Origin of the sequence: Rhizobium sp. CCGE531 (assembly GCF_003627795.1) — a bacterium.
Lineage (GTDB): Bacteria > Pseudomonadota > Alphaproteobacteria > Rhizobiales > Rhizobiaceae > Rhizobium.
This window is the reverse complement of sequence record NZ_CP032684.1, coordinates 2,815,809-2,841,378: the sequence shown is the minus strand read 5'-3', so window position 1 is coordinate 2,841,378 and position 25,570 is coordinate 2,815,809. Positions and strand designations below refer to the sequence as shown.

Annotated in this window: 24 protein-coding genes; 16 read left to right on the top strand and 8 right to left on the bottom strand. The window is 61.5% G+C overall.

Going from position 1 to position 25,570, the window contains the following annotated elements:
* Nucleotides 1–3 precede the first annotated feature (3 nt).
* The 3 genes from araD1 (at nt 4) to araD (ending at nt 4,309) form a co-directional block, all read left to right on the top strand.
* Complete coding sequence (araD1, locus tag CCGE531_RS13860; RefSeq protein ID WP_120666828.1) at nt 4–1,002, top strand: AraD1 family protein; 999 nt, start codon at nt 4–6, stop codon at nt 1,000–1,002.
* Nucleotides 1,003–1,067: 65 nt separating this feature from the next.
* Nucleotides 1,068–2,501, top strand: coding sequence for an aldehyde dehydrogenase family protein (locus CCGE531_RS13855; protein WP_120664682.1), 1,434 nt, complete (start codon nt 1,068–1,070; stop codon nt 2,499–2,501).
* Nucleotides 2,502–2,563: 62 nt separating this feature from the next.
* Nucleotides 2,564–4,309 (top strand): L-arabinonate dehydratase, encoded by a 1,746-nt coding sequence (gene araD / locus CCGE531_RS13850; protein WP_120664681.1) that lies wholly within the window; start codon nt 2,564–2,566, stop codon nt 4,307–4,309.
* 286 nt (nt 4,310–4,595) lie between these two features.
* On the opposite strand, the gene CCGE531_RS13845 is transcribed toward araD, so the two are convergent.
* Genes CCGE531_RS13845 through CCGE531_RS13835 form a run of 3 tightly spaced genes read right to left on the bottom strand, consistent with a single transcriptional unit; the run spans nt 4,596 to nt 7,784 of the window.
* Nucleotides 4,596–5,414 (bottom strand): transglutaminase family protein, encoded by an 819-nt coding sequence (locus CCGE531_RS13845; RefSeq protein WP_120664680.1) that lies wholly within the window; start codon nt 5,412–5,414, stop codon nt 4,596–4,598.
* Nucleotides 5,415–5,426: 12 nt separating this feature from the next.
* Entirely contained in the window at nt 5,427–6,368 is a 942-nt protein-coding gene (locus tag CCGE531_RS13840) for an alpha-E domain-containing protein (protein ID WP_120664679.1), read from the bottom strand.
* A gap of 6 nt (nt 6,369–6,374) precedes the next feature.
* Nucleotides 6,375–7,784, bottom strand: coding sequence for a circularly permuted type 2 ATP-grasp protein (locus CCGE531_RS13835; RefSeq protein ID WP_120664678.1), 1,410 nt, complete (start codon nt 7,782–7,784; stop codon nt 6,375–6,377).
* A gap of 398 nt (nt 7,785–8,182) precedes the next feature.
* Between CCGE531_RS13835 and CCGE531_RS13830 the strand changes: the two genes are divergently transcribed.
* Nucleotides 8,183–9,076 (top strand): DMT family transporter, encoded by an 894-nt coding sequence (locus CCGE531_RS13830; protein ID WP_120664677.1) that lies wholly within the window; start codon nt 8,183–8,185, stop codon nt 9,074–9,076.
* Between the two features lie 51 nt (nt 9,077–9,127).
* On the opposite strand, the gene CCGE531_RS13825 is transcribed toward CCGE531_RS13830, so the two are convergent.
* The 3 genes from CCGE531_RS13825 to CCGE531_RS13815 form a co-directional block, all read right to left on the bottom strand.
* Nucleotides 9,128–10,834, bottom strand: coding sequence for a DEAD/DEAH box helicase (locus tag CCGE531_RS13825; protein WP_120664676.1), 1,707 nt, complete (start codon nt 10,832–10,834; stop codon nt 9,128–9,130).
* Nucleotides 10,835–11,165: 331 nt separating this feature from the next.
* Complete coding sequence (locus CCGE531_RS13820; RefSeq protein ID WP_120664675.1) at nt 11,166–11,465, bottom strand: hypothetical protein; 300 nt, start codon at nt 11,463–11,465, stop codon at nt 11,166–11,168.
* A 147-nt stretch (nt 11,466–11,612) separates the two neighbouring features.
* Entirely contained in the window at nt 11,613–13,199 is a 1,587-nt protein-coding gene (locus tag CCGE531_RS13815; RefSeq protein WP_120664674.1) for a trimethylamine methyltransferase family protein, read from the bottom strand.
* Between the two features lie 216 nt (nt 13,200–13,415).
* Here CCGE531_RS13815 and CCGE531_RS13810 point away from each other — a divergent pair, with 216 nt between their 5' ends.
* Nucleotides 13,416–16,679, top strand: coding sequence for a response regulator (locus CCGE531_RS13810; RefSeq protein WP_120664673.1), 3,264 nt, complete (start codon nt 13,416–13,418; stop codon nt 16,677–16,679).
* Nucleotides 16,680–16,730: 51 nt separating this feature from the next.
* Here CCGE531_RS13810 and CCGE531_RS13805 read toward each other — a convergent pair whose 3' ends face one another.
* Nucleotides 16,731–17,558: an oxidoreductase gene (locus CCGE531_RS13805; RefSeq protein WP_120664672.1), complete on the bottom strand. Its 828-nt coding sequence runs from the start codon at nt 17,556–17,558 to the stop codon at nt 16,731–16,733.
* Nucleotides 17,559–17,635: 77 nt separating this feature from the next.
* Here CCGE531_RS13805 and CCGE531_RS13800 point away from each other — a divergent pair, with 77 nt between their 5' ends.
* On the top strand, nt 17,636–18,571 hold the full coding sequence (locus tag CCGE531_RS13800; RefSeq protein ID WP_120664671.1) for an AraC family transcriptional regulator: 936 nt from the start codon (nt 17,636–17,638) through the stop codon (nt 18,569–18,571).
* Nucleotides 18,572–18,616: 45 nt separating this feature from the next.
* Here CCGE531_RS13800 and mnmD read toward each other — a convergent pair whose 3' ends face one another.
* Nucleotides 18,617–19,351 carry a tRNA (5-methylaminomethyl-2-thiouridine)(34)-methyltransferase MnmD gene (gene mnmD, locus CCGE531_RS13795; RefSeq protein WP_120664670.1) on the bottom strand — a complete coding sequence of 245 codons (735 nt, stop codon included), beginning with the start codon at nt 19,349–19,351 and terminating at the stop codon, nt 18,617–18,619.
* Here mnmD and CCGE531_RS13790 point away from each other — a divergent pair.
* The 10 genes from CCGE531_RS13790 (at nt 19,350) to CCGE531_RS13745 (ending at nt 25,503) form a co-directional block, all read left to right on the top strand.
* Nucleotides 19,350–20,534 (top strand): FAD-binding oxidoreductase, encoded by a 1,185-nt coding sequence (locus tag CCGE531_RS13790; protein WP_120664669.1) that lies wholly within the window; start codon nt 19,350–19,352, stop codon nt 20,532–20,534. The two genes, mnmD and CCGE531_RS13790, sit on opposite strands and share 2 nt — an antisense overlap.
* 103 nt (nt 20,535–20,637) lie before the next feature.
* Nucleotides 20,638–21,345 (top strand): DUF1045 domain-containing protein, encoded by a 708-nt coding sequence (locus CCGE531_RS13785; RefSeq protein ID WP_120664668.1) that lies wholly within the window; start codon nt 20,638–20,640, stop codon nt 21,343–21,345.
* Nucleotides 21,346–21,450: 105 nt separating this feature from the next.
* A complete protein-coding gene (puuE, locus tag CCGE531_RS13780; protein ID WP_120664667.1) occupies nt 21,451–22,374 on the top strand; it encodes an allantoinase PuuE in 924 nt (307 codons plus the stop codon).
* A gap of 1 nt (nt 22,375) precedes the next feature.
* On the top strand, nt 22,376–22,873 hold the full coding sequence (gene uraD / locus CCGE531_RS13775; RefSeq protein ID WP_120664666.1) for a 2-oxo-4-hydroxy-4-carboxy-5-ureidoimidazoline decarboxylase: 498 nt from the start codon (nt 22,376–22,378) through the stop codon (nt 22,871–22,873).
* Nucleotides 22,874–22,933: 60 nt separating this feature from the next.
* A complete protein-coding gene (locus tag CCGE531_RS13770) occupies nt 22,934–23,296 on the top strand; it encodes a HepT-like ribonuclease domain-containing protein (RefSeq protein ID WP_120664665.1) in 363 nt (120 codons plus the stop codon).
* Nucleotides 23,297–23,303: 7 nt separating this feature from the next.
* Entirely contained in the window at nt 23,304–23,804 is a 501-nt protein-coding gene (locus CCGE531_RS13765; RefSeq protein WP_120664664.1) for an ureidoglycolate lyase, read from the top strand.
* On the top strand, nt 23,801–24,157 hold the full coding sequence (gene uraH, locus CCGE531_RS13760) for a hydroxyisourate hydrolase (RefSeq protein ID WP_120664663.1): 357 nt from the start codon (nt 23,801–23,803) through the stop codon (nt 24,155–24,157). Before CCGE531_RS13765 ends, uraH begins: the two co-directional genes overlap by 4 nt.
* A 3-nt stretch (nt 24,158–24,160) precedes the next feature.
* On the top strand, nt 24,161–24,901 hold the full coding sequence (locus tag CCGE531_RS13755; protein WP_120664662.1) for a metallophosphoesterase family protein: 741 nt from the start codon (nt 24,161–24,163) through the stop codon (nt 24,899–24,901).
* A 67-nt stretch (nt 24,902–24,968) separates the two neighbouring features.
* On the top strand, nt 24,969–25,229 hold the full coding sequence (locus CCGE531_RS13750) for a type II toxin-antitoxin system prevent-host-death family antitoxin (protein ID WP_120664661.1): 261 nt from the start codon (nt 24,969–24,971) through the stop codon (nt 25,227–25,229).
* Between the two features lie 7 nt (nt 25,230–25,236).
* Complete coding sequence (locus CCGE531_RS13745; RefSeq protein WP_120664660.1) at nt 25,237–25,503, top strand: Txe/YoeB family addiction module toxin; 267 nt, start codon at nt 25,237–25,239, stop codon at nt 25,501–25,503.
* Nucleotides 25,504–25,570: the final 67 nt, after the last annotated feature.

The following is a 25,570-nucleotide window of genomic DNA, read 5'->3' as shown; positions in this document are numbered from 1 at the left end:
GACATGCTCATCTCGCAGATCAAGGGTTCGAACGGCGATATCGTCGTTGCCGTCCGCCGCGAGCCCGGCGAAGTTGCCAAGGCCGTCATCAATGCCGGCAGCGTCTATAAGCTTGCGATGGAAGCGGCCGACAGCGGCAAATCGCTCGTCTCCGTCATCGAGGCACATGGCCTCGGCGAAACGATCGACCTCGAAAAGGTCTATGCCGAAGGCCGTTTCCTGCCACCGATCACCCATCCAGATGCCGCCCATCTGCATCTGACCGGCACCGGCCTGACGCATCTCGGCTCCGCCGCCACGCGCGATTCCATGCACAAGAAGACGACGGAAGCGGCCGAAGAAACGCTGACCGATTCCATGAAGATGTTCAAGATGGGCATCGAGGGCGGCAAGCCGAAGGCCGGCGAGAAGGGTGTCCAGCCCGAATGGTTCTACAAGGGCAACGGCTACGGCTCCGCTGCCCCGGGTGCTGCGCTGGTATCGCCTTCCTTTGCGCTTGACGGCGGTGAAGAGCCGGAAATGGCCGGCATCTACGTCATTGCCAAGGACGGCACGCCGTTCCGCATCGGCTTTGCGCTCTCGAACGAATTTTCCGATCACGTCACCGAGCGGATCAACTATCTCTATCTCGCCCATTCCAAGCTGCGCCCGGCAAGCTTCGGCCCGGAAATCCGCATCGGTGCGGCGCCCGAGGATATCCGCGGCACCTCCCGCATCAAGCGCGGCGACAAGGTGATCTTCGAAAAGCCTTTCCTTTCGGGGGAAGCGAACATGTCGCACACCTTCGCCAACCTTGAATATCACCACTTCAAGTACGGCCTCTTCCGTGTTCCCGGTGATGTGCACGTGCACATGTTCGGCACGGCGACGCTTTCGTTCGCGGAAGGCATCAAGCCGGAAGCCGGCGACGTCTTTGAAATCGAAGTTGCCGAATTCGGCCTGCCGCTGCGCAATCCGCTGGCGGTCGCCGCCGAGGACAATGTGGCTGTTCGCCAGCTGTAATTCGTCGAGCTCGGCCGCAAGGTTCGGCCGGGCATTTTCAATACGATCCAGGAAGGCATGACGCCATGACCATTCATCAGAACTTGATCGCCGGCGAGTGGACCGGGACGAACGGCACCGAGAACATTAATCCGTCGGACACGAACGAAGTCGTCGGCCTCTATGCGAGCGCCAGCACGCAGGATGTCGCTGACGCGATCGCGGCCGCCAAGGCCGCCTTTCCGGCATGGTCGCGTTCCGGCATTCTGGAGCGCCACACGATCCTGAAGAAGGCCGGCGAGGAGATCCTGGCGCGCAAGGACGAGCTCGGCGCGCTGCTGGCCCGCGAGGAAGGCAAGACGCTGCCCGAGGCGATCGGCGAAACGATCCGCGCCGCGCAGATCTTCGAATTCTTTGCTGGCGAAGCGCTGCGCCTTGCGGGCGAGGTCCTGCCGTCCGTGCGCCCGAATATCGGTGTCGAGATCACCCGCGAGCCGCTCGGCGTCATCGGTGTCATCACCCCCTGGAACTTCCCGATTGCCATTCCCGCCTGGAAGATCGCGCCGGCGCTCTGCTATGGCAACACTATCGTCTTCAAGCCGGCCGATCTCGTGCCGGGCTGCTCCTGGGCGATCGTCGATATTCTCCACCGCGCCGGCCTGCCAAAGGGTGTCCTGAACCTCGTCATGGGCAAGGGCTCCGTCGTCGGCCAGGCGATGCTCGACAGCCCGGTTCTTTCCGGCATCACCTTCACCGGCTCGGTCGGCACCGGCAAGCGCGTGGCGCTTTCCTCCGTTGAGCATGGCCGCAAGTACCAGCTGGAAATGGGCGGCAAGAACCCGATGGTCGTGCTTGACGATGCCGATCTGACCGTCGCCGTCGAGGCGGCTGCCAATTCCGCCTTCTTCTCGACCGGCCAGCGTTGCACGGCCTCGTCGCGTCTGATCGTCACCGAAGGCATCCATGACCGGTTCGTGGCGGCGCTGACGGAGAAGCTGAAGGGGTTGAATGTCGATAACGCCGTCAAGGTCGGTACGCATATCGGCCCGGTCGTCGACGCCAAGCAGTTGAAGACCGATACGGACTACATCGAAATCGGCAAGCAGGAAGGCGCCAAGCTTGCCTTCGGCGGCGAACTCGTCAACCGCGACACCCCCGGCTTCTACCTGCAGCCGACGCTGTTTACCGAGGCGACGAACCAGATGCGCATCAGCCGCGAAGAGATCTTCGGGCCGGTCGCATCGGTCATCCGGGTGAAGGATTACGAGGAAGCCTTGGCAACGGCCAATGACACGCCGTTCGGGCTGTCCTCCGGCATTGCCACGACCAGTCTGAAGCATGCGACGCATTTCAAGCGCAATGCGGAAGCCGGCATGGTGATGGTCAACCTGCCGACGGCGGGCGTCGATTTCCACGTGCCGTTCGGCGGCCGCAAGGGCTCATCCTTCGGTTCGCGCGAGCAGGGCAAATATGCCGCCGAATTCTTCACTACCGTCAAGACGGCTTACACGCTCGCCTGATCATCGATTTCAAAGCCCAGGCGCGAACGAGGCGGCCTGGGCGACGCAAAAGGTACTGAGACATGAAAAAGAAAGCTGAATGGCCGCGCAAGCTGCGCTCCTACGACTGGTTCGGCGGCACCGGCAAGAACGCGATCATGCATCGCTCGTGGATGAAGAACCAGGGCCTGCCGGCCGACACGTTCGACGGGCGTCCGATCATCGGCATCTGTAATACCTGGTCGGAGCTGACGCCCTGCAACGCGCACTTGCGCGATCTTGCGGAGCGCGTGAAGCGCGGTGTTTACGAGGCGGGCGGTTTCCCTGTTGAATTCCCGGTCTTCTCCGTCGGCGAAAGCACGCTGCGCCCGACGGCGATGATGTTCCGCAACCTGGCTGCCATGGACGTGGAAGAAGCGATCCGCGGCAATCCGGTCGATGGCGTCGTGCTGCTCGGCGGCTGCGACAAGACCACGCCGAGCCTGCTGATGGGCGCTGCTTCCGTCGACATCCCGGTTATCCTCGTTTCCGGCGGCCCGATGCTGAACGGCAAGTGGCGCGGCAAGGATGTCGGCTCCGGTACGGCGGTTTGGCAGTTCTCGGAAATGGTCAAATCCGGCGAGATGACGCTGGATGAATTCATGGATGCGGAGCAGGGCATGGCCCGCTCGGCCGGCAGCTGTATGACCATGGGCACGGCCTCGACCATGGCATCTATGGCCGAAGCGCTTGGTATGACGCTGCCCGGCAATGCCGCCATTCCGGCTGTCGACGCGCGCCGCCGTGTCATCTCGCAGCTTTCCGGCCGCCGCATCGTCGACATGGTCAAGGAAGATCTGAAGCCCTCCGATATCCTGACCAAGGAAGCCTTCGAAAACGCTATCCGCGTCAATGGCGCCGTCGGCGGTTCGACTAATGCCGTCCTGCACCTTTTGGCGCTTGCCGGCCGCATCGGTGTCGACCTTTCGCTCGACGATTGGGATCGCCTCGGCCGCGAAGTGCCGACGATCGTCAACCTGCAGCCGTCGGGCAAGCACCTGATGGAAGAGTTCTACTATGCCGGCGGCCTGCCCGTCGTTATCAAGGCCGTTGGCGAGATGGGCCTGCTGCACAAGGATGCGATCACCGTCACTGGCGACACGATCTGGGCCGGCGTCAAGGATGTCGTCAACTATAATGACGACGTCATTGTTCCGCGTGAGAAGGCGCTGACGCAGTCGGGCGGCATCGCCGTTCTGCGCGGCAACCTCGCACCGAAGGGCGCCGTCCTCAAGCCGTCGGCCGCTTCGCCGCACCTGATGCAGCACAAGGGCCGCGCCGTGGTCTTCGAAAGCATCGAGGACTATCACGCCCGCATCAACCGCGACGATCTCGATATCGACGAGAACTGCGTCATGGTGCTGAAGTATTGCGGTCCGAAGGGTTATCCGGGCATGGCCGAAGTCGGCAATATGGGCCTGCCGCCGAAGGTGCTGAAGAAGGGCATCACCGACATGATCCGCATTTCCGATGCGCGCATGTCCGGCACGGCCTATGGCACCGTCATCCTGCATACGGCTCCGGAAGCTGCCGATGGCGGCCCGCTGGCTCTGGTCCAGAACGGCGACATCATCGCCGTCGACGTTCCGGCGCGCACCATCCAGCTCGAAGTGTCGGACGAGGAGCTGGCAAAGCGTCGCGCCGCCTGGGTTTCCCCGGTCAAGCCGCTCACCGGCGGCTATGGCGGTCTCTACGTGAAGTCGGTCATGCAGGCCGACACCGGCGCCGACCTGGACTTCCTCGTCGGCCCGCGCGGCTCGGAAATCCCGAACAATCGCGATAGTCACTGAGTTTATCTTCTGGAACTAGGAAAAGGGGCGGGACGAGAGTTCCGCCCTTTTTGTTATGCAGGGCAATCGCATTTGAGGCACATCGGCGCCGCAAGTTCCTTCTCCCCTCGGGGAGAAGGTGGCCCGGAGGGTCGGATGAGGGGGCTGACCGATTTGAATGCGGGGATTTTTGTGCTCTTGGCAGGCCCCCCCCTCATCCGCCTGGCGGCACCTTCTCCCCGAGGGGAGAAGGCGGACGCGGCAACGACCTCATTTCACATGCGATTGCCCTGCTTCGTATGGAGGGCTAGCTCTGACTTTGGCTCTGCCCCTGGCTTGCCACCGTTACCTTGACCATGAGGGTTTCGCCTGGCGTGCCGACCCGCATGCCGGAGACGGGGGCTGCGTCGCGATAGCAGAGGCCGGTCGCGATGCGGACATAGCGGGCATCCGGGCAGACGTCGTTGGCCGGGTCGAAGCCGACCCAGCCGAGGCCGGGAACATGCGCCTCGGCCCAGGCATGGGTTGCCGCCTGCTCGTTCTTGCCGTCCATCATCAGATAGCCGGAGACGTAGCGCGCCGGTAAGTCCAACGCACGGGCGGCTGCGATGAAGATATGGGCATGGTCCTGGCAGACGCCGCTCTTTGCCTCCAACGCCTGTTCCGCCGTGGTCTCCGTGTCGCTGGTGCCCGGCTTGTATTCCACGGTCTCGTGGATTGCCTTCATCAGCGCATGCATCCGGGCAAGCTCGTTGTCGCCGGAGACGCCACGCAACAGATCCTTCGTCAGTTTGCCGGCCTTGGTGCGCGGCGATTCCCGCAAATAAAGCCAAAGCGGAGCAAAGCCGAGATGCTGCCCCACGACGCCATTCAGATCCTGCGTTTCGACTTCGCCTGACGCGATGATCCTCGTCGCGTCCTGCTGGCCATCGAGCGAGACGAGCGTGATGCGATTGCCGAACTGGTCGTCGTACTCCACCTCGGGCTGGGCACCCTCGACCGTGAGCTTCCAGTCGATGACGGCCTGTCCGACACCTGCCAGTGGCGTCAGGCGCAGGCGCTGCAGGGAGAACTGCGCCGGCTCGTCGTAGTGATATTCGGTAATATGGCTGATCGTCAGTCTCATGATATCGCCCGCCTACTCGTAGAACCGATAGCCGTCAGAGATCTCGGCACCCAGCTTGTTGTTGCTTGCAACGAAATCCTCCAGGAATTCATGCAGACCCTGATCCATGATGTTCTTGACCGAAAGCCGTTGCAGCGACTGGCGAATGGCTTCGGCTGTTTCGTGCGCCTGCAGCCGCTTCTCGTGTTCGGCGCCGAGATAGCCGATGTTGCTGACGATCTTGTCGTAGCAATAGGCAAGCGAACGCGGCATCTGCCCGTTCAGGATCAGGAAGTCGGCAATATTGGCCGGCTTGTATTCGGGGTCGTAGGCCCATTTATAGGCGCGGTGCGCCGAGACGGACCGCAGGATCGATTCCCATTGCGCATTGTCGAGCGAAGAGCCGACATGCGAGACGGACGGCAGCAAGACGTAATATTTCACGTCGAGGATGCGGGCCGTATTGTCGGCGCGCTCGATGAAGGTGCCGATGCGGGCGAAATTATAGAGCTCGTTGCGCAGCATCGAGCCGTGGAAGGCACCGCGGATCAATCCGGCCCGCCGTTTGATCACGTCGATCGTCTCGGGCAATTCGGCCGTTTTCAGCCGCTTGCCGAGCAGGGTCTTCAGTTCGATCCAGCATTCGTTGGTCGCTTCCCAGGTGTCGCGGGTCAGCGCGGTGCGTACCATGCGGGCATTGTTGCGGCCGTATTCGATGCAGGACATGACGCTCGACGGATTGGAGCGATCGCGCATCAGGTAGTCGATCGCGTCGGCGCCGGTCAGCTTGCCATGCACTTCGTCGTAGGCTTCGCGCACACCGGCGCTTTGCAGGACGCCGTCCCAGTCGTCATCGACGGCGTCGCTGCGGGTTAGCGACATGCGCTGGCCGGCGTCGACCAGGCGGGCTATGTTTTCGGCGCGCTCGATGTAACGGAACATCCAGTAGAGGCCATTCGCGGTTCTTCCCAGCATGTCCGTTCAGTCCTCCAGAACCCAGGTGTCTTTGGTGCCGCCGCCCTGGCTGGAGTTGACCACCAGCGAGCCTTCCTTCAGCGCCACGCGGGTCAGCCCGCCGGGGATGATCCGCACCTTGTCGGAGACGAGAACGTAGGGCCGCAAGTCGACATGCCGCGGCGCAATGCCCTTGTTGACCAGGATCGGCACGGTCGACAGCGAAAGGGTTGGCTGCGCGATGTAGTTGTTCGGTTTGCTCTTGAGCTTTTCGGCAAAGGCCGTCCGCTCCTTCTTCGTGGCCGTCGGTCCGACAAGCATGCCGTAGCCGCCGGAGCCATGGACTTCCTTGACGACGAGATCGGCAAGGTTATCGAGCACATATTTCAGGCTGTCTGGCTCCGAACAGCGCCAGGTCGGCACATTTTCGAGGATCGGCTTGCGGCCGGTGTAGAATTCGACGATCTCGGGCATGTAGGAGTAGATCGCCTTGTCGTCGGAAATACCGGTGCCGGGCGCATTGGCGATGGTGATATTGCCGGCGCGATAGACATCCATGATGCCGGGGATGCCGAGCGCCGAATCCGGGCGGAAGGTGAGGGGATCGAGGAAATCGTCGTCGACGCGGCGATAGAGCACGTCGATGGCCTCGTAGCCCCGCGTCGTGCGCATCTTCACCTTGCCGTCGATGACGCGCAGGTCCGAGCCTTCAACCAGTTCCACGCCCATCATGTCGGCCAGGAAGGAATGTTCGTAATAGGCGGAGTTGTAGATGCCGGGTGTCAGCACGGCGACACGCGGCTTGCCCTTGCAGCCGGGAGGGGCGAGCGACGCAAGGCTCTGGCGCAGTAGCAGTGGATAGTCCTCGACTCGCTGCACCTTGTTCTGATGGAACAGCTCGGGGAACATCTGCATCATCGTTTCACGGTTTTCCAGCATGTAGCTAACACCGGACGGCGTGCGGGCATTGTCTTCGAGCACATAGAACTGGTCTTCGCCCGTGCGGACGATGTCGGTGCCGACGATGTGGGTGTAGACGCCGCCCGGCGGACGGAAGCCGATCATCTCCGGCAGGAAGGCGTCGTTCTTCTCGATCAGTTCGCGCGGGATGCGGCCGGCGCGGATGATTTCCTGCTTGTGGTAGATGTCGTCGAGGAAAGCGTTGAGGGCGATGACCCGCTGTTCGATGCCCTGGGCGAGCTTGCGCCATTCACGGCCGGAAATGATGCGGGGGATGATGTCGAAGGGGATGAGCTTTTCGGAGGAGTCCGCGTGTCCGTAGACCGCGAAGGTAATGCCCGTCTTTCGGAAGATGGTTTCCGCATCGCGGGATTTGGCAATGAGGTGGCCCCTGTCCTGGCCTGAGTACCATTCGAAGTATTTCCCGTAAGGCGCGCGCGGACTTTCATCCGCAGTAATCATTTCATCAAATGCCAAAGGTGCGGTCCCCGTGTTTTCACCCATTTGAATACAATGGTTTTTACAATGCAAGAACTATGCGCAGTTGCCATCGCGAATTTCGAAACGTCGAAAAATGCCGGATTTACAGGCGTTTAAGTATAATTTGGCCGTTGCTTGCCGGGTTTCGCCGCAATGCTCGGATCAAAATTTGAGCATCTGCTTCTTTTGCGGACTGAACGCCTGGGTTGTGACTGACGTTCCTGAAACCAGAGCGATGGTTCGCCGGGCGTGAAGAAAAATTGATCGCTGTTTTCAGCAGATCGATTTTGACCGCTCCGCCGCCATCGGCTATCAGCCTTCAACCTCTCCGCGCGAAACCCCGAGTTCGACCAGGATTCCGGCTCCGACGCGCCAAACATATCGGTCCGATTTCCATGTCCCTCGATAAACTCGCGCCGGCGATCTTCGTCCTACTCTGGTCCACCGGCTGGATCGTCGCCAAATATGCCTCGCAGCATGCGGGTCCTTTCACCTTTCTGATGATCCGTTACAGCCTGTCGGCACTCGCCTTCGTGCTGCTGTGTTCGATCGTCGGCGCCCGGTGGCCGCGTGACTGGTCGAGCGTGTTCCGGGCCATCTATTCCGGCATTTTCCTGCACGGCATCTATCTGGCCGGTCTCTGGTGGGCGATCGCAGTAGGCGTACCGGCCGGGATCTCCGGCATCGTCGCGGCGCTACAGCCGCTGATGACGGCCATGGCGGCGCCATTCCTCGTCGGTGAGCGCCTGCAGCCGATCCAGCGCATCGGCTTGCTACTCGGCTTCCTCGGCATCGCCATCGCGATCTCGCCGAAGCTCCTGACGACGGATACGGCCAATCTCTGGCAGTCTGCCGTTCCTCTGATCGTCAATCTGCTGGCGATGGTCTCCGTGACCTACGGCACGCTCTACCAGAAGCGCCACCTGCAGACCGGCGACCTCAGAACCATCGCGACATTGCAATATGTCGGCGCACTGATCGTCACCGTGCCGCTCGCCTTCATATTCGAAGGTGTCCGCTTCGACGGCACGCATGAGGCCATTCTCGCAATGCTCTGGTCCGTCTTCGGCCTGTCCATGGGCGCCGTCGGGCTGCTGCTCTACCTGATCCGCAGGGGGCAGGTGTCGCGCGCCGCATCGCTGATCTACCTGATGCCGCCCGCCGTCGCCATCGAAGCTGCGATTGCTTTTGGCGAACCACTGACGCTGCCGATCATCATCGGCACTGCGGTCGTGGTGATCGGTGTCTATCTCACCAACCGGCGCACGGCGGATATCGTGCCGGAATAGGCTCATTTGCTGAAACGAAAAAGGGGGCCGATTGGCCCCCTTTTCTTGTAATCAAGCGCGTTCGCGACGCTGACCGCCATTGCCGGGGCCGCGGCGCTTCACGCGGCCGTTGCCGCCGTTGCGCTGTTCGCCCTGACCGCGCTCCTCGCCATGACGGCCCGAAGGACGGCCATGTGCATGGCGCTGTCCGCGATGGGCGCCGCCCTCGTGAGCTGCGCCGTTGCCATTCGCCGAGTTGCCGTGATGCGGCTTGCGTGCCGGACGGAAATCGGACGTCGATGCGAGATCGTTGTCCACTTCCGGGCGCGGTGTCTGCTCGTTGCGGCGCTGGCCGCGGAAATCGGCGTTGCGGTTGTTCTCACGCTGCGGGCGATCTTCGCGGGGACGGCGATCCTGGCGTTCACCGGCCTGGCCGCGAGCTTCGCCGTTTTCGTTGTCATGGAATGGACGACGAGCCGGGCGAGCGGGACGGCCTTCCTGGCGTCCCTGACCTGCGCCACCACGACCTTGACCCTGGCCCTGGCCGCCACCACGATTACCGCCGCGGCTGTTGCCGCGAGCCGGGCGGCCGCGATCGGCCGGAGCTTCGCCGCTGGCAACGGCAATCTCGATGCCCATCAGGCGCTCGATGTCGCGCAGCAGGCGGATTTCATCCGGAGCGCAGAAAGCGATGGCAATGCCGTCGCGGCCGGCGCGCGCGGTACGGCCGATGCGGTGAACATAGGCGTCGGGCACTTCCGGCAGGTCGTAGTTGTAGACATGCGAAACGCCGGGGATGTCGATGCCGCGAGCGGCGACGTCGGTGGCGACGAGCACGCGGATTTCGCCGTCACGGAAAGCCTTGAGCGCGCGTTCGCGCTGGCCCTGGCTCTTGTTGCCGTGGATCGAGGCAGCGGCAAAGCCGACGTGGTCGAGATGCTTCATCAGCTTCTCGGCACCATGCTTGGTGCGCAGGAAGACCATGGCGCGGCCATCCGGATTGGCTGATATCGTTTCCTTGAGGATCTCGGTCTTATGGTTCTGGCCGGCAACGAAGTGAACATATTGCTCCACCTTGTCGGCTGCCTTGCCCGGAGGCGATACTTCGACCTTGACCGGGTCGGTTAGATAGTCGGAAGCGAGGTCGGCGATCGCCTTCGGCATGGTCGCCGAAAACAGCATGGTCTGGCGCTTGGCCGGGACCATCTTCGAGATCTTGCGCAGATCGTGGATGAAGCCGAGGTCGAGCATCTGGTCGGCCTCGTCGAGGACGAGGTAGCTGACTTGGCCGAGCGACAGGGCGCGGCGGCTGATGAGGTCGAGCAGGCGGCCGGGCGTTGCGACGAGAATGTCTGTGCCGCGCTCAAGCTGCAGCTGCTGCTTGTTGATCGAGGCGCCGCCCACCACGACATTGATCCTCAGCGCCGTCTTGCGGACGAACAGCTTGAGGTTGTCGGCGATCTGGTTCACCAGTTCGCGGGTAGGGGCGAGGATCAGCGTGCGGACGGTGCGGTTGTCGGGGCGCTTGGCGTCCTTCAACAGCATTTCAATGATCGGCAGGCCGAAGGCGGCAGTCTTGCCGGTGCCGGTCTGGGCGAGGCCGACGAGATCGCGGCCCTGGAGAACGAGCGGGATCGCCTGCGCCTGGATCGGCGTCGGGGTGGCGAAGTTGTTCTGCGACAGCGTATCGACGATCTGCTTGGAGAGACCAAGCGAGTGAAAATCGGTCAATTCAATACCTTTCGGGGGCGCCAAAGCAAATAGGCCGGATCGCACCATGCGGTCCGGTCTGTCTCTGGCGTCAAGAACCCCGCGTGAAGTGGGAACTTGTAAGTTGGAAAAAAGCTTTCCAGCGCATCTGACCGCCTTGGGTGCGGTCCTGTTATCTAAGGCGCTTTTGTCCTTCTCTTGCGTACGTCAAGTCCCGCAGGGCACGCTCACGCGGCGGCCGGAAGGTGAAAGCTGAGGCGCATTTGGTCTTATTCGCGACCAAAGTCAAGGGGTGTGGGCAAAAAGCTTTTCAACAGGCGGACGAAAATGCCGCCGGAAATCCAGTGGCATCGAGATCGGATACGCCGATGGCGAAAGCCATCCGCAGTTTGCGTCGTCGTCAGCGGCAGACTTCGACACGGTAGGGCCGACCCCAGCCATCATGGCGCCATGCCCAATAGCAGCTCGGGTAGGCGCGGACATAGGCTGGAGCATAATAGGTTCGATAGGCCGGATAATATGAAGGATAGGCCGGTCTGACCGCCTCGGCGGCCAATGCGCCGCCGACGATGCCGGCGGCAAGCCCGCCGAAAATGGCGCCGCGCTCGGAGGCGCCGGCAGTGGTGGTGGTTGCGGCCGCGGCGCTACCGAGTGTCAGCGCGATCAAACCGGCCGTCGTTAAACTGCGAAGCACAGACATTGACATCCCTTTCCAAAAAAACAGCGGCCTCCCAGCCGAAGCCGAGCTTGAAGGTGCGTGGAAAAGGGGGCGAAGTCGCGGCTAAAAAGAGGGTCGCGACATTAAATTTCGTTCATGATGAGACTGGTAAAAGCCTTTGATTTTCAACTAGAAATCAGTTGGAACGCCGCCTTCTTCCTTGCGTCTTGCGACAAAGGCGTCGAGCTCTTCCTCGATTGCGGAATCGAGCGGCGGCCGTTCGTAACGCGCGAGCGTTTCCTTGAAGACGCGGTTGGCATGATCGTAGGTTGTGGGCCGCCCGGCTTCGGCCCATGTCTCGTGGTTTCGCCAGTCCGAAAGGATCGGCGAATAGAAGGCGGTTTCGTAACGGGCAAGCGTATGCGCCGTGCCGAAATAGTGCCCGCCGGGGCCGACATCGCGCACGGCATCCAGCGCCAGCCCGTCGCTGCTGACGTCGAGCGGCGTCAGGAATTCGGCGACCATCTGCAGCATGTCGACATCGAGGATGAATTTCTCGAAGGAGGCGGTCAGGCCGCCTTCGCTCCAGCCGGCGGCATGCAGCACGAAATTGCCGCCGCCTTGGGTCAGCGCCCACAGCGAAAGCGCCGATTCGTAGGCCGCCTGGGCATCGAGCGTGTTCGAGGCGTTCGTGTTGGATGTGCGGTAGGGGATGCCGTAGCGGCGGGCGAGCTGGCCGCCGCAGATGACGGCTTTCATGTATTCCGGTGTGCCGAAAGCCGGCGCGCCCGTCTTCATATCGACATTCGAGGTAAAGCCACCATACATGACCGGCGCGCCCTTGCGCACCATCTGCGTGAAGGCGATGCCGCACAGCGCTTCGGCATTCTGCTGCACCAGCGCGCCGGCAATCGTCACCGGCGCCATGGCGCCCGCCAACGTGAAGGGCGTGACGACCACCACCTGTCCACGCGACGACATTTCGATGATGCCCTGCAGCATCGGCCCGTCGAGACGCAGCGGCGAGGAGGAGTTGATGATGGTGAAGAGCGAGGGTTCGCGCTCCATCTGCTCCATGCTGATGCCGCGGCCGATGCGGGCGATCTCGATCGCGTCGAGATTACGTTGCTTGCCGAGCGAATAGCAGTGGAAGGCCTTGTCGGTGAGCTTCACGATATCGGAGAGGCAATCGAGATGGCGCACCGAGGCATGGATATCGATGGGCTCGACCGGATAGCCGCCGGTCATATGGATGACGTCGTAGGACTGGGCGAGCTTGATGAGCTTGCGGAAATCCTCCTGGTTTCCGGCTCTCCTGCCGCCTTCGCGATCGGCGACGAAGGGCGCCGAGGCGACCTGTGCGAAGACGAGATTGCGGCCGCCAATCTGGACATTTCGAAGAGGATTGCGGGCATGCAAGGTAAAGGTCGATGGAACGGAAGCGATCAGCTCCAGGATTAGGTTGCGGTCGAAGCGTACGCGTTCCTTGCCCGGGGTGACATCGGCGCCGGCAGCCTTCATGCGCTCGCGTGCTTCCGGCAGGATGACGTCCATGCCGATCTCTTCGAGGATGGTCAGCGAGGCATCGTGAATATCATCGAGCGCTTCGGGCGACAGCAGTTCCGTGCGAGCGAGATTGTTGACGAGATTAAGGTACTTCGTGCCGCTCGGCTTGCGGCTGCGTTCGGCACCGCGCCCTCCGGCCCGCCGCCGCCGTTCGCCCGTCGCCGTTGCGATCTGGGCTTCGTTCAAGGTCAAGCTTCCTTCGTCGCTCATGGCGCTCGCTCCCAATTGTCCATTGACGGATTCTTGGCAGAGTTTGCCTCGGCGTGCCGCTGTCGTTTGCGACCAAGGCATGACCGTTATAGGATAGCGCATAGTCTGAACGCGACGTTGCCGTGACGGTTAAACATGGTTAACGCCTTGTTAAAGCCAATCGTGCTAGAGCGTCGTTTCATGAACTATCATGCGCGGTGAGAAGAGGGGCTCCGTTTGACCCTGGACGGTGAACTGCTTGACATAGTGTGCCGCCGGATCGCCAATCTGGACAGGCCCGCCTACATCAAGAACAGCGAGCTTCGGTACGTCGCCGTCAACGATGCCTATGCGCGTTTTTTCGGCCGCGATATTTCCGATTTCATCGGCAACCGCAGCCAGGACCTCCTCGATGCCGGCGAGAGCGCCGACAGGGAAGACAAGGAGCGTCGCGCTCTTGTCTTCGGTTCCGAAGAGGTCGCTCTGTGCTTCGATGCGTGGGGCCGCCAACGTTCGCGCGTGGAGATCGAGAGCTTTTCCCCGTCGGAAGATCGTGTCTACATATTCGGAGTGTTCCTTGCCGCAACGGCTGCCGCGCGCGATGCCTTCGCTGCCGGCGCGGCGCGAAGGCCGGCCGACGAGGCCGGCTTTTTCCGCAGCGTTCTGGAGGGCCTGCCGGTTGCCACCTTCGTACGTGATTCCAGCCATCGCTTGATTTATGCCAATGCGGCCCATGCCGATATTACCGGGCTCGATCGTGACGAAATGCTCGGAAAGACCGAGCATGAAATGTTTGCCGTCGGCGCCGACGACTTCTTCGTGGAAAACGAAGCCGTGCTGCGCGAAGGGCGGGGGCATGAATTCGAAAGCGAAATCGTCGACCGACGGCAGGTGACGCACCCGGTGAAGATCTGCCTCAACCGAGCGACGGCGGCGGATGGCAAGCATTATGCCGTGGGTTCCGTCACCGATACTTCGGCGCTGAAGCAGCGTGAGATGCAGCTCATCGAGGCGCAGGCCCGTGCCGAAGCGCTGCACCAGGATCTCGACAACATCCTCCGCTCGATGCCGATCGGCGTCCTTATCCACAACGGCGACTATATCGTCGAATACGTCAATGATGCCTTCTACGACATTTGGGAATATTCGAAGGAAGATCGCTTCGAAGGCCGCCCCTATCGCGATATCATCGCAAAGCATTACGAGCTGGCACGTTTCGGCGCCGATGGCCGCAGCATCGACGACATATATCAGGCGTGGCTGGCCACGCTGGGCAAGGCGGGCGAGCATCGGCAGACGGAAGTGAATTTTGCCGACGGCAAATCCGTCATCATCGATGCGCGCCAGATTTCCAATGGCCGGACATTGATGTCCTACACGGATATTTCTTCCGTGAAGCAGCAATCCAGGGAGATCACCGAGACGCGGCTGGCGCTGGAGCATCTCGGCGAACTGATGGCTGATGCCATGCAGGCCATGTCGCAAGGCCTGCTGATCGTTCAGGATGGTGCGATCCTGCTGGCCAACGATCGGCTGAAGGACATGCTGAAACTGCCGGCCGAGCTCACCGAGGTCGGCAGGGACTGGTCCGCGGCGTTCGACTATTGCGCGGAACGCGGTGATTTCGGCAATGGTTCCGAGGCTCTGCTGGAAACATGGGCAGAGAGCATTGCGGCGAGCAAGCCGATCTCCTGCGTATTTCAGGTCGTCGGCGACCGCTGGATACAGCTCGGCGCCGCGATCGGCGAGCATCGTCGCTGGACCGTGGTGTTCACCGATGTCACCGAGATGAAGGAACGCGAGGCGGACCTGCAGCTGCTGCTGGCGCGCAGCAACGCGGCAGACCGGGCGAAATCCGAATTCCTGACCCATATGAGCCATGAAATCCGCACGCCGATGAACGGTGTGCTCGGCATGGCGGAATTGCTCGGCAAGACGGATCTCGATCCGCGGCAAAAGACCTTTGTCGATATCATCGTCAAATCTGGCAATGCATTGCTGACCATCATCAACGACATTCTCGATTTCTCGCGCATCGACACCGGCGATATGCATCTGCGCAAGATGGCATTCGACCCCGCCGAAGCTGTCGAAGACATAGCGACGCTGCTGGCCGCCGCCGCATCGGAAAAGAATATCGAGCTGATGGTGCGCATCGCTCCGGGCGTGCCGGCGGCGATGCTCGGCGATGCCGGCCGCTTCCGCCAGATCGTGACCAATCTCGTCGGCAATGCGATCAAGTTCACCGAACGCGGCCATGTGCTGGTGGAACTGGACAGCCAGTCCGCGCCGGACGACAACATACTGCTCGTGCTCCGCATCGAAGATACCGGGATCGGCATTCCCGCCGAGAAGCTCGATACGATCTTCGACAAATTTTCGCTGGCGGATTCTTCCTTTGCACGGCGCCTTGAAGGATCAGGTTTGGGCCTCGCCATTACGGCGGGTCTCGTCGATCTTTTCGGTGGTTCCCTGTCGGTCGAGAGCGAATGGGGCAAGGGATCGGTTTTCACGGTCCATCTTTCCATGCCGCTGGTCGCCCCACGCGCCGAGGTTCCGGAGCTGCCGGCCAACGTGAAGCGGGCCGGGATCCTGATCGTGGAAGATGATGAGGCCCATAGGCGCATATTGACTGAGCAATTGGCGCAATGGGGCTTCGACAGCCATGCGGCCGAGGACGGCAAGACCGCGCTTGCCATTCTGGATGCCGCCTTCGATATGGGCGTATCGGTCGAAGCGATCATCGTCGATTACAGCATGCCCGGCATGAGCGGCTATCAGATCGCAAGTGCCGTGCGTGCCGACCCACGCTTCGAGGCGCTGCCGATCGTATTTCTGACGTCGATGGGCGTCGCCGGCCGCGACAAGGATTTTACCGCCGTCAATGGTCAGGCGCATCTCATGAAACCCGTGCGTGCCAATGTGCTGCGCAACACGATCATCGATGTCGTGCGCGCATCGCGGCGGAAGAAGGCCGGTGAGCAGCCGGACGCTGCTGCCCGGCCGTTGCCGCTAGAGGCCGAGGCCGCAGCCGCGATCGAGGCCACCGACCGCATGACGCCTGCCAGCCCGGGCAACGCCATCGACGTTCTCGTGGCCGAGGACAACGAGGTGAACCAGATCGTCTTCACGCAGATCCTGCAGGCGACCGGACTTCGCTTCCTTGTCGTGGAGAACGGCCAGGCGGCGGTGGACGCATGGCGTCAATTGCGGCCATCGCTGATCCTGATGGATGTTTCCATGCCGGTCATGAACGGCCATCAGGCGACGCGCATGATCCGGCAATTCGAGGCGCAAGTCGAGCAGGGATGGCACGTGCCCATCATCGGGGTAACGGCACAGGCACTGGATGTCGATCGCATCGCATGCATGCAGGCGGGCATGGACGACTGCCTGTCGAAACCGATCAGCCCCGAACTTCTCGAGGACAAGATCCAGCGTTATCTTGGCGACGTCGTTTTCCGCGCCGATCGTTTCAACAGCCAGGGTTCAGATCGATAGGCCGAGCGCAAAGCCGATGAAGGCTTCCGGCCATTGGGATGGCCGGTGCTCTTAGCCATCCGTCGACACGGTGACGGATTTCCATGCTTCGATCTCCCTTTTGAGACGCTCGATCCTGTCCGATACAAGTCCAAGGGCGTCGCTGCCGAGCAGGAGTTGTGGCGGAGGCGCGTCGGACTCGATCAGGCTCAATACGGCTGCTGCGAGCTTATCCGGATCGCCGAGCTGCTTGCCGCTTTTGGACTGCCTGGCCTGCCGGATCGGATCGAACAACGCGTCGTAGTCCGCGATCGAGCGCTCGGTCCGGATCATCGAGCGTCCGGCCCAGTCCGTCCGGAAGGAGCCAGGGCATAGGGCGGTTACTCGAACGCCGAATGGCGCCATCTCCGCGCGCATGACTTCCGAAATGCCTTGAAGGGCGAACTTGCTTCCGCAGTAGTAGGCGATGCCGGGCATGGTGATCATGCCGCCCATGGAGGTTACGTTGACGATGAAGCCGCTGCGCCTTTCGCGAAAGCGCGGCAGAAAGGCTTTGGCGACCGCGACGGCGCCGAAGACGTTCACGTCGAACTGACGCCGCATTTCCTCGAGGGACGACTCTTCGAGAATTCCCTCGTGACCGTAGCCGGCATTGTTGATCAGTACGTCGACCGGTCCATGCTCCTCCTCGACCTGTCGAACAATGTCGGCTATCCGGTCGAACTCCGTCACATCGCATAGGGCGGACCGTGCCGCCGGCAGGCGTTCCGCAAAAGCTGCCCGCGACTGTTCCGAGCGGACTGTGCCGATAACCTTATGGCCTTGGCGGCTCGCGGCCGCTGCGATCGCGAAGCCGAAGCCGGAATTCGCGCCGGTGATGAAGAAGGTTTTTCGTGACATGTTTGGCGTTCTCTTCTTGATTGGTGAGTGCCACTGACTGATAATCTTCGAAACTGCTGCCATCGACTGTGAAAACTATGAATACCTTGCCAAATCCTATGAAGATGGAGAATGGGAGGTCGAAGCGTCAGGAGCTGGTGGAACTGGCGGGGCTTCTTGCTCCTCGCCAGGGATACAACCCAACCGGGCTTGCCGGCGTGCGCATTCTCAGGACCGAGACGGTCCTTCACGACGTTCCCGTGCTCTACAAGCCGGGTGCGGTATTCGTGTTGCAAGGCCGAAAGCAGGGGGTGCTTGAAGGCGAGGTCTATCTCTACGATGAGGAGCACTATCTGGCCGTATCGGTACCCGTTCCGTTTCGGATGGAGTCCTCAGCCAGCGCAGAACGCCCCTTGCTTGCGGTCTACCTCGAGTTCGACATGCTTCTGGCTGCGGAGATCGCCTCGGAAGTGGGGGTGAGAGGTTTCGAACCGAAGGCCGGCAAGGTGCGGAGCCTGGTATCGAGCAGAATGGAACTTGTTATCGAGGACGTTTTGCTGCGTCTGCTGCAGGCCCTGGGTGATCCCGTCGAGCTTGCGGTTCTGGGAGCAGGCATCCTGCGCGAGCTGCATTACCGCGTGCTCGTCGGCCCGCAGGGCGGTGCGATGATCTCAGCCCTGCAGCAGCGGGGCACGTCCGGGAGGATCGTGCGAAGCCTGGCACGGTTGCGCGAAACCTACAGTTCCGAGATTTCGGTCGCCGCGCTGGCGCGGGAAGCAGGCATGAGCGTCCCCTCCTACCACGTCCATTTCAAGGCCCTGACGGGCAGCAGTCCGATACAGTATCTAAAGGCGATGCGGCTCCACGAGGCGCGGTTGATGCTCGCGCGCCACGACGGGACGATCGCGGAGGTCGCGGCATCGGTCGGCTATGCCAGCCCCGCCCAGTTCAGCCGTGACTTTAAACGGCACTTTCGGCGTACGGCATCGGAAGAGGCCAATTGGGTTTGCCGGCATCTTGGCGAGCTGGCTTGATCCCTCGCGACGGTCATCGTCCGGCTTGCGAAATGAGCCCCGACCTCAGGCCGGCTTGACGCCGCAGAGCATTTCCCGCTTGCCGGCGAAGCCCTTGCGCCGCTCCACGATAAATCCCGCCGCCTGCAGGTTTCGGCGCACGAAGCCGGCAGCTGCGTAGGTGGCGAAGGTGCCGCCTGGGGCCGTCTTGTCGTAGAGCGCCTGCATCAGCTCGGGCGACCACATGTCGGCATTGCGCGACGGTGCGAAGCCGTCGAGGTACCAGGCGTCGAAGCCCGCTTGGGCGAGGCTCACGCCGTCCAGCGCCGGGCCGCAGACGACGCTGAGGCGCGTGTTTTGATCGAGCGTCAGTGAGACGATGCCTTGCGGATCGCCAGGCCAGGCAGCGACAAGGGCTTGACGTTCGCGATCGATTTCCGGCCAGTGCGACAGAGCGCGGTCGATCGCGTCGGCGCGCATGGGATAGAGTTCGAACGACATGAAATGCAGTTGCGAACCCGGTGCGGCCTGCTGCCGCCACTGGCGCCATGTCTCGCAGAAGTTCAGGCCGGTGCCGAAGCCGAGTTCGCCGATAAGGAAATCTTGCTGCTCCCGCCAGCGGGCGGGCAAGCCATTGCCGGCCAGGAAGACGTGGCCGCATTCCAGCCGACCGTCGGTCTGGCAATAAAAATGATCGCCAAAAGCCGTCGAATAGGGCATATCGCCGTCGCGCCATTCGAGCTCCGGGCTTGCCGCATTGGTTTCGGACGCCTCAGTCCGATCGGAAACTGGATCTGTCATGGAAAGAGCCGATAATCCCACACGACCCATCGGTCAATCATCCGTCGATCTATTGATCGTCGGCGGCGGGATCATGGGCCTGTGGGCGGCCGTTCATGCCGAGCGTCTCGGCATTCGAGCCTTGCTCATCGAAGCCGGCCATTTCGGGCAAGGGGCGAGCGGCGGCCTGCTCGGCGCGCTGATGCCGCACATGCCGGACAAATGGTCTGAGAAAAAACAGTTTCAATTCGATGCCTTGGTGTCTCTGGAAGAGGAAATCGCAGCATTGGAGGCGGAGACGGGGCTTTCGGCGGGCTACCGTCGCGCCGGCCGGCTGATCCCGCTGCCGAAGTCGCATCTAAGGCAGATTGCGCTTGGGCATTCCCGAGATGCGGAAACGCATTGGCGCCAGGATAAACATGAATTTCACTGGCATGTGCTCGACGAGGCGCCTGTTCCAGGCTGGATCGATCCTGCCGCCGGCGAAAGCGGCTTCGTCTTCGATACGCTTGCGGCGCGGGTCGCTCCACGTGCCTTGCTGAATGTGCTTCAGAGATTTCTGGCCGGGACGTCACATGTCCAGCTCACCGAGGGCATTACCGTCGAAAGCATCGATCCGGATAGGGGGCTCGCGCGCACGAGCGAGGGCGATATCCGCTTCGGGCGCTGCATCCTTGCCGCCGGTCATCGGTCGTTTCCAATCCTCGACGGGTTGACGCAAGATCGCAAATCCTCGCTTGGCCAACCGGTCAAGGGGCAGGCGGCCATGCTGAAGGCCGATGTCGACGGCGGCCTCCCGGTTATTTTTCGGGATGGCCTCTATATCGTTCCGCATGAGAACGGATTGGTCGCGGTCGGCAGCACCAGTGAGAATCGTTTTGAAGACCCGTTGTCGACCGACGAGCAGCTAGACGATCTTCTGGCTGCAGCACGCGCAATGGCGCCGGTGCTGGCTGGCGCGGAGGTGGTGGAACGCTGGGCCGGCCTGCGGCCGAAGGCGGTCGATCGCGATCCGATGGTGGGCGCCCATCCCGACCACCCGTCATTGATTGCATTGACCGGCGGCTTCAAGGTGAGCTTCGGGTTGGCGCATCGGCTGGCCGAGGCGGCGGTGCGGGAAGCGGCGGATATGCCTTGCAGTTTCAAATTGCCGCGGACTTTCACTTTAGTAAGTCATATTTCAGTCATATCACATAAAACGTGAATTCACGCCTCTTCCGGGTCGTCAATCTGTCACGCAAATCACCTATCTCCTTGTCCGTCAGCCCCTACCGGTCAGCCGGTCTATCGTGCCTTGGAGGAATTTTATGCGTTACGCCATTTGCTTCACGCCGTCCGCGAGCGATCCGCTGACGCTCGTGGCGGCAAATTGGCTCGGCCGCAATGTCTATTCCGGCGAGATGGTCGATCCGCCTGCCATTCGCGGGCTCGGCATACATGAGATCGCCTTCTATACGGCCGTTCCCCGGCGCTATGGCTTCATGGGCTTGCTGAAGGCGCCTTTCCGGCTGGCGGAAGATATGTCCGAGGCCGCGATGTTGCGCGATCTCATGCGGTTTTCCGGCTCTGTCGCGCCTTTTGAAATCCCACGGCTGGAGGTCGCCCGGCTTGGCGGAGCGCTGGGCCTCGTTGCGTCCGCACCCAGCCAGCAGATGCATTTCCTGGCGGCATCCGTGGTTCAGGCCTTTGACCAGTATCGCGCGCCATTGACCGAAGCGGAGATCGAGCGCATCGACCCGGACGGCCTTTCGGCGACGCAATTCGCCAACCTGTACCGCTGGGGCCATCCGCACGTGATGGACGAGTTCCGCTTCCAGATGATGCTGACGGGCACTGTCGGCCCGGCCGATCTGCAGCGCATGGAGCGGGCATTGCGCGACTTCTTCGAGCCGGCGCTTGCCGCACCGGTTCCCGTATCCAACATCGCTTTGATGATGGAAGACGGTTCCGGCGGTCCTTTCCGCGTGCATTCGCTGCATCCGATGGGAAAGATCAGCGCCCGGAAGATCGCGTAGGATAGCGCGACGGGCTTGCCATTGAAGAGAAAGTGATTTTCCCACTTTCCGTCTCGACTTTCGCTGTGTGGATGCTACCGTCCGCTGATCAGAGAAGGTGCTTCAATGTCGGAAAACTACTCCCGCAATCTCATCGGCTACGGCCGCGATACGCCGGATCCCAAATGGCCCGGTGATGCCCGCATCGCGGTGCAGTTCGTGATCAACTACGAAGAGGGCGGAGAAAGCTGCATTCTCGATGGTGATGCGGCTTCCGAAAACCTGCTTTCCGAGATCGTCGGGGCGGCACCCTGGCCGAACCAGCGCAATCTCAATATGGAATCGATCTACGAATACGGCGCGCGTGCCGGCTTCTGGCGGCTGTGGCGCATGTTCACCGAGCTCAAGGTGCAGGCGACCGTCTATGGCGTGACGCTTGCCATGGCGCGCAACCCGGAAGCGGTTGCCGCGATGAAGGAAGCCGGCTGGGAGATTGCCAGCCACGGCTATCGCTGGCTGGAATACAAGGATTTTCCGGAGGATCTGGAGCGCAAGCACATTCTCGAGGCCGTACGGCTGCACACCGAGCTCACCGGCGACCGGCCTTACGGCATGTATCAGGGCAAGCCCTCCGACAATACGCTGCGGCTCGTCATGGAGGAGGGCGGTTTCCTCTATTCCTCCGACTCCTATGCCGACGATCTGCCCTTCTGGGTAGACGGCCTGAACGGCAAGCCGTTCCTGATCATCCCCTATACGCTCGAAACCAACGATATGCGCTTCGCCACGCCGCAAGGCTTCAATTCCGGCGACCAGTTCTTCACCTATCTCAAGGATGCCTTCGACACGCTCTATGAAGAGGGCAAGCTGGGTAGCCCGAAGATGATGTCGGTAGGCCTGCATTGCCGCCTGGTCGGCCGTCCCGGCCGCGCTGCGGCCTTGCGGCGCTTCATCGAATATGTGCAAAAGCACGATAAGGTCTGGATCCCGAAGCGTATCGAGATCGCCCACCACTGGTATGAAAATCATATGCCCGGGGGCGAGCGCTGACATGATCTCGCGGGCCGATTTTATCGGCCGCTTCGGCGGCGTCTTTGAGCATTCTCCCTTCATCGCCGAGCGCGCCTATGATGGCGGCGCCATTGCAGAGCCGCTGACCTCGGGCGGCGTGCATGCCTCGCTGGTACGGTTCTTCCGTAGTGCCACTGAAGAAGAGCGGCTTGGCGTCCTGCAGGCGCATCCGGATCTGGCCGGTCGGCTGGCGATTGCCGGCGAGTTGACGGAGGACAGCCGCAAGGAGCAGACCGGCGCCGGCCTCGATCGGCTGAGTCCCGAGGAGCATGCGCGATTCACCGAACTCAATGCCGCCTATGTGACGAAATTCGGCTTTCCCTTCATCATCGCGGTCAAGGGGCTCGGCAAGGACGACATCCTCGCCGCCTTCGAAACGCGCGTCGACAATGGCCGGGATGCGGAATTTGCGACTGCGACGGCCCAGGTCGAAAAGATCGCTTTGCTGCGCCTGCAATCCATACTTCCCGAGGGCTGATGGCGAGCTGTTTTTCACGCAGCTTATGACTAAGTATTTCACAAACTGGGGCAGTGTCATATGAGCCTGGATCGGCTAATCGCCCACCTCGATCACATGCAGCGGGCTGTGTCCGAGGCAGGTCAGTTTCTACGCGGAATTGATCAAGGCGTGTTTTTCAAGAATGTCGAGAAGCAGCGCGCCGTCGGCATGACGCTCCTGATGATCGGCGAGGCGGCCGCGCGCATTGCGGAGGAATATCCGGAGTTCGTCGTTGACCATCCCGAGCTGCCTTGGCATGTGATGCACGACTTCCGGAAGCGGATTGCGCAAGGCTATTTCGACATCGAGCTGACGGCCCTGTGGGACATCGCGCAAAAATCTCTTCCGGAGCTGCTCCTGCAACTGGACTCCATTCGCCATTGGCGAGCGGAAGGCGAATGATCATCGAATGACACAGCATCTTGAAATTCATCCACTAACGAAGGCCGCGTTTGCACCGTTCGGCGATGTGATCGAGGCCGATCCCGCAACGATGCGGTTCATCAATGGCGGCACGACGGAGCGCTTCCATGCGCTGTCCGCTGCCGAGGCCATCGGTGCCGGCGCGCGAGTGATCCTGAACCTCTTTCGCGGTCAGCCGCGCGCCTTTCCTTTCACGATCGAGATGATGGAGCGCCATCCTTTCGGAAGCCAGTGTTTCGTACCGCTGAAAGGTCGGCCGTTTCTGGTCGTCGTCGCGCAGGATGAGGGCGGCAGGCCCGGCAGGCCGCGGGTCTTTCTGGCGCGGGGCGACCAGGGCGTGAACTATCGGGTCAATGCCTGGCATTACCCCCTGATGGCGCTCGGAGAGCAGAGTGATTTCCTTGTTGTCGATCGTGACGGGCCGGGGAACAATCTGGAGGAATATTTCTTCGATAGCCCCTACATCATCGGAGCGCCAACGCCATGACCGGACTGACCACCCATGTGCTCGATACCGCCCTCGGCAAGCCGGCCGAAGGCCTGGTGATCGATCTCTTCAGGATCGAGGGCGATGCCCGCCTGCATCTGAAGACGGTCACGACCAATGCCGACGGACGCGTGGACGGCGGTCCCATCCTGATCGGCGACAGCTTCGTTGCCGGCACCTACGAATTGTTGTTCCGGGCCGGAGACTATCTGCGTGCCAGCGGCGCCAAGCTGCCGGAACCGGCTTTTCTCGACCTCGTACCGATCCGCTTCGGTATCGCCGATACGACGGCGCATTACCATGTGCCGTTGCTGATATCGCCCTACGGTTATTCCACCTATCGCGGGAGCTGAGACGTGCGCTTTGCTGCCATCGCGGACATTCACGGCAACCACCTGGCACTCGAGGCGGTGCTTGAGGATATCCGCAAGCAAGGCATCACCGAGATCGTCAATCTCGGCGATTGCTTCAGCGGGCCGCTGACCTCGGGCAAGACGGCCGATATGCTGCTGGCGCAGAATGCGCTGACGGTGCGTGGCAATCACGATCGCTACCTGATCGAGCAGGCGCTGGAAGCGATGCATGTCTCGGACCGGGCTGCGCATTCGGAACTGGCCGAGCGTCATCTCGATTGGCTGCGCGGCTTGCCCTTCAGCGCGATTTATCGGGATGAGGCCTATCTTTGCCACGCGACGCCGGCGTCCGATAATGTCTACTGGCTGGAATCCGTCTCTGTGGACGGTCATGTCCGTCTGAAGCCGCTCGAGGAGATCGAGGCGCTGGCCGTCGGCATCGATTTTCCGCTGATCCTGTGCGGGCATACCCATATTCCGCGTGCCGTCCGGCTCCGCGATGGTCGCCTGATCGTCAATCCCGGCAGCGTCGGCTGCCCCGCCTATGACGACGACCTGCCTAGATATCACAAAGTGGAAGCCGGCCACCCCTTCGCCTCCTACGCCATTCTGGAAAAGACCGGCGACAACTGGCTGCCGGTCTTCCGGCAGGTGGCCTACGATCACATGGCGATGGCGAAACTGGCGGCGCGGAATGGCCGTGCGGAATGGGCGAGCGGCCTGGCGACGGGCTGGCTGCGTTAAGCGGGTTTATTGACTTATAACAACACTTGTACCATTTATTGTACAAGTGTTGTGATAGGAGCGAAACATGCGAACAGTCATGTTTTCAACAGCCCGCAATGAACTCGCAAGCCTGCTCGATGAGGTCGCGCAGGACCGTGTTGCCGTGGAAATCGTGCGTCGTGACAAGCCATCGGCCATTCTGATCGACAAGGACGAATATGAAGGGATGATGGAGACGCTTCATGCCCTGTCGACGCCGGCCAATGCGGCGCGGTTGATGGAAGCGATCGCTGACGCGAACGAGGGGAGGAACCTCGTCTCTCGCGATCTGCTTGATCCGAAGTAAGTCCGCCATGTTGCTTGCCTGGCATGGACACGCTTGGGAAGACTATCTCTATTGGCAGGAAAAAGACCGAAAAGTAGTTGCTAGGATCAGCGAACTCCTGCGGGATGCCCTGCGTCACCCTTTCGAGGGACTCGGCAAGCCGGAGCCTCTGCGCAATCAGCTCAAAGGCCAGTGGTCACGTCGCATTACGCAAGAGCATAGGCTGATTTACAGGGTTGAGGGTGAAGGGGATCGGCAAACACTTATCGTCCTGCAATGTCGCTTCCACTACTAGAGCATGATGCCGAAAAGTGTGAGCGGTTTTCGGACGACATCATGCTCTACTTTTTTGATTCTAGAGC

What these genes read in the sequence shown, in the direction of transcription:
- araD1 (WP_120666828.1), top strand. Translation starts at nt 4, where the DNA reads ATGCTCATCTCGCAGATCAAGGGTTCGAACGGCGATATCGTCGTTGCC.
- CCGE531_RS13855 (WP_120664682.1), top strand. Translation starts at nt 1,068, where the DNA reads ATGACCATTCATCAGAACTTGATCGCCGGCGAGTGGACCGGGACGAAC.
- araD (WP_120664681.1), top strand. Translation starts at nt 2,564, where the DNA reads ATGAAAAAGAAAGCTGAATGGCCGCGCAAGCTGCGCTCCTACGACTGG.
- CCGE531_RS13845 (WP_120664680.1), bottom strand. Translation starts at nt 5,414, where the DNA reads ATGAGACTGACGATCAGCCATATTACCGAATATCACTACGACGAGCCG.
- CCGE531_RS13840 (WP_120664679.1), bottom strand. Translation starts at nt 6,368, where the DNA reads ATGCTGGGAAGAACCGCGAATGGCCTCTACTGGATGTTCCGTTACATC.
- CCGE531_RS13830 (WP_120664677.1), top strand. Translation starts at nt 8,183, where the DNA reads ATGTCCCTCGATAAACTCGCGCCGGCGATCTTCGTCCTACTCTGGTCC.
- CCGE531_RS13825 (WP_120664676.1), bottom strand. Translation starts at nt 10,834, where the DNA reads ATGGTGCGATCCGGCCTATTTGCTTTGGCGCCCCCGAAAGGTATTGAA.
- CCGE531_RS13820 (WP_120664675.1), bottom strand. Translation starts at nt 11,465, where the DNA reads ATGTCTGTGCTTCGCAGTTTAACGACGGCCGGTTTGATCGCGCTGACA.
- CCGE531_RS13815 (WP_120664674.1), bottom strand. Translation starts at nt 13,199, where the DNA reads ATGAGCGACGAAGGAAGCTTGACCTTGAACGAAGCCCAGATCGCAACG.
- CCGE531_RS13805 (WP_120664672.1), bottom strand. Translation starts at nt 17,558, where the DNA reads ATGTCACGAAAAACCTTCTTCATCACCGGCGCGAATTCCGGCTTCGGC.
- CCGE531_RS13800 (WP_120664671.1), top strand. Translation starts at nt 17,636, where the DNA reads ATGAATACCTTGCCAAATCCTATGAAGATGGAGAATGGGAGGTCGAAG.
- CCGE531_RS13790 (WP_120664669.1), top strand. Translation starts at nt 19,350, where the DNA reads ATGGAAAGAGCCGATAATCCCACACGACCCATCGGTCAATCATCCGTC.
- mnmD (WP_120664670.1), bottom strand. Translation starts at nt 19,351, where the DNA reads ATGACAGATCCAGTTTCCGATCGGACTGAGGCGTCCGAAACCAATGCG.
- CCGE531_RS13785 (WP_120664668.1), top strand. Translation starts at nt 20,638, where the DNA reads ATGCGTTACGCCATTTGCTTCACGCCGTCCGCGAGCGATCCGCTGACG.
- puuE (WP_120664667.1), top strand. Translation starts at nt 21,451, where the DNA reads ATGTCGGAAAACTACTCCCGCAATCTCATCGGCTACGGCCGCGATACG.
- uraD (WP_120664666.1), top strand. Translation starts at nt 22,376, where the DNA reads ATGATCTCGCGGGCCGATTTTATCGGCCGCTTCGGCGGCGTCTTTGAG.
- CCGE531_RS13770 (WP_120664665.1), top strand. Translation starts at nt 22,934, where the DNA reads ATGAGCCTGGATCGGCTAATCGCCCACCTCGATCACATGCAGCGGGCT.
- CCGE531_RS13765 (WP_120664664.1), top strand. Translation starts at nt 23,304, where the DNA reads ATGACACAGCATCTTGAAATTCATCCACTAACGAAGGCCGCGTTTGCA.
- uraH (WP_120664663.1), top strand. Translation starts at nt 23,801, where the DNA reads ATGACCGGACTGACCACCCATGTGCTCGATACCGCCCTCGGCAAGCCG.
- CCGE531_RS13750 (WP_120664661.1), top strand. Translation starts at nt 24,969, where the DNA reads ATGCGAACAGTCATGTTTTCAACAGCCCGCAATGAACTCGCAAGCCTG.
- CCGE531_RS13745 (WP_120664660.1), top strand. Translation starts at nt 25,237, where the DNA reads ATGTTGCTTGCCTGGCATGGACACGCTTGGGAAGACTATCTCTATTGG.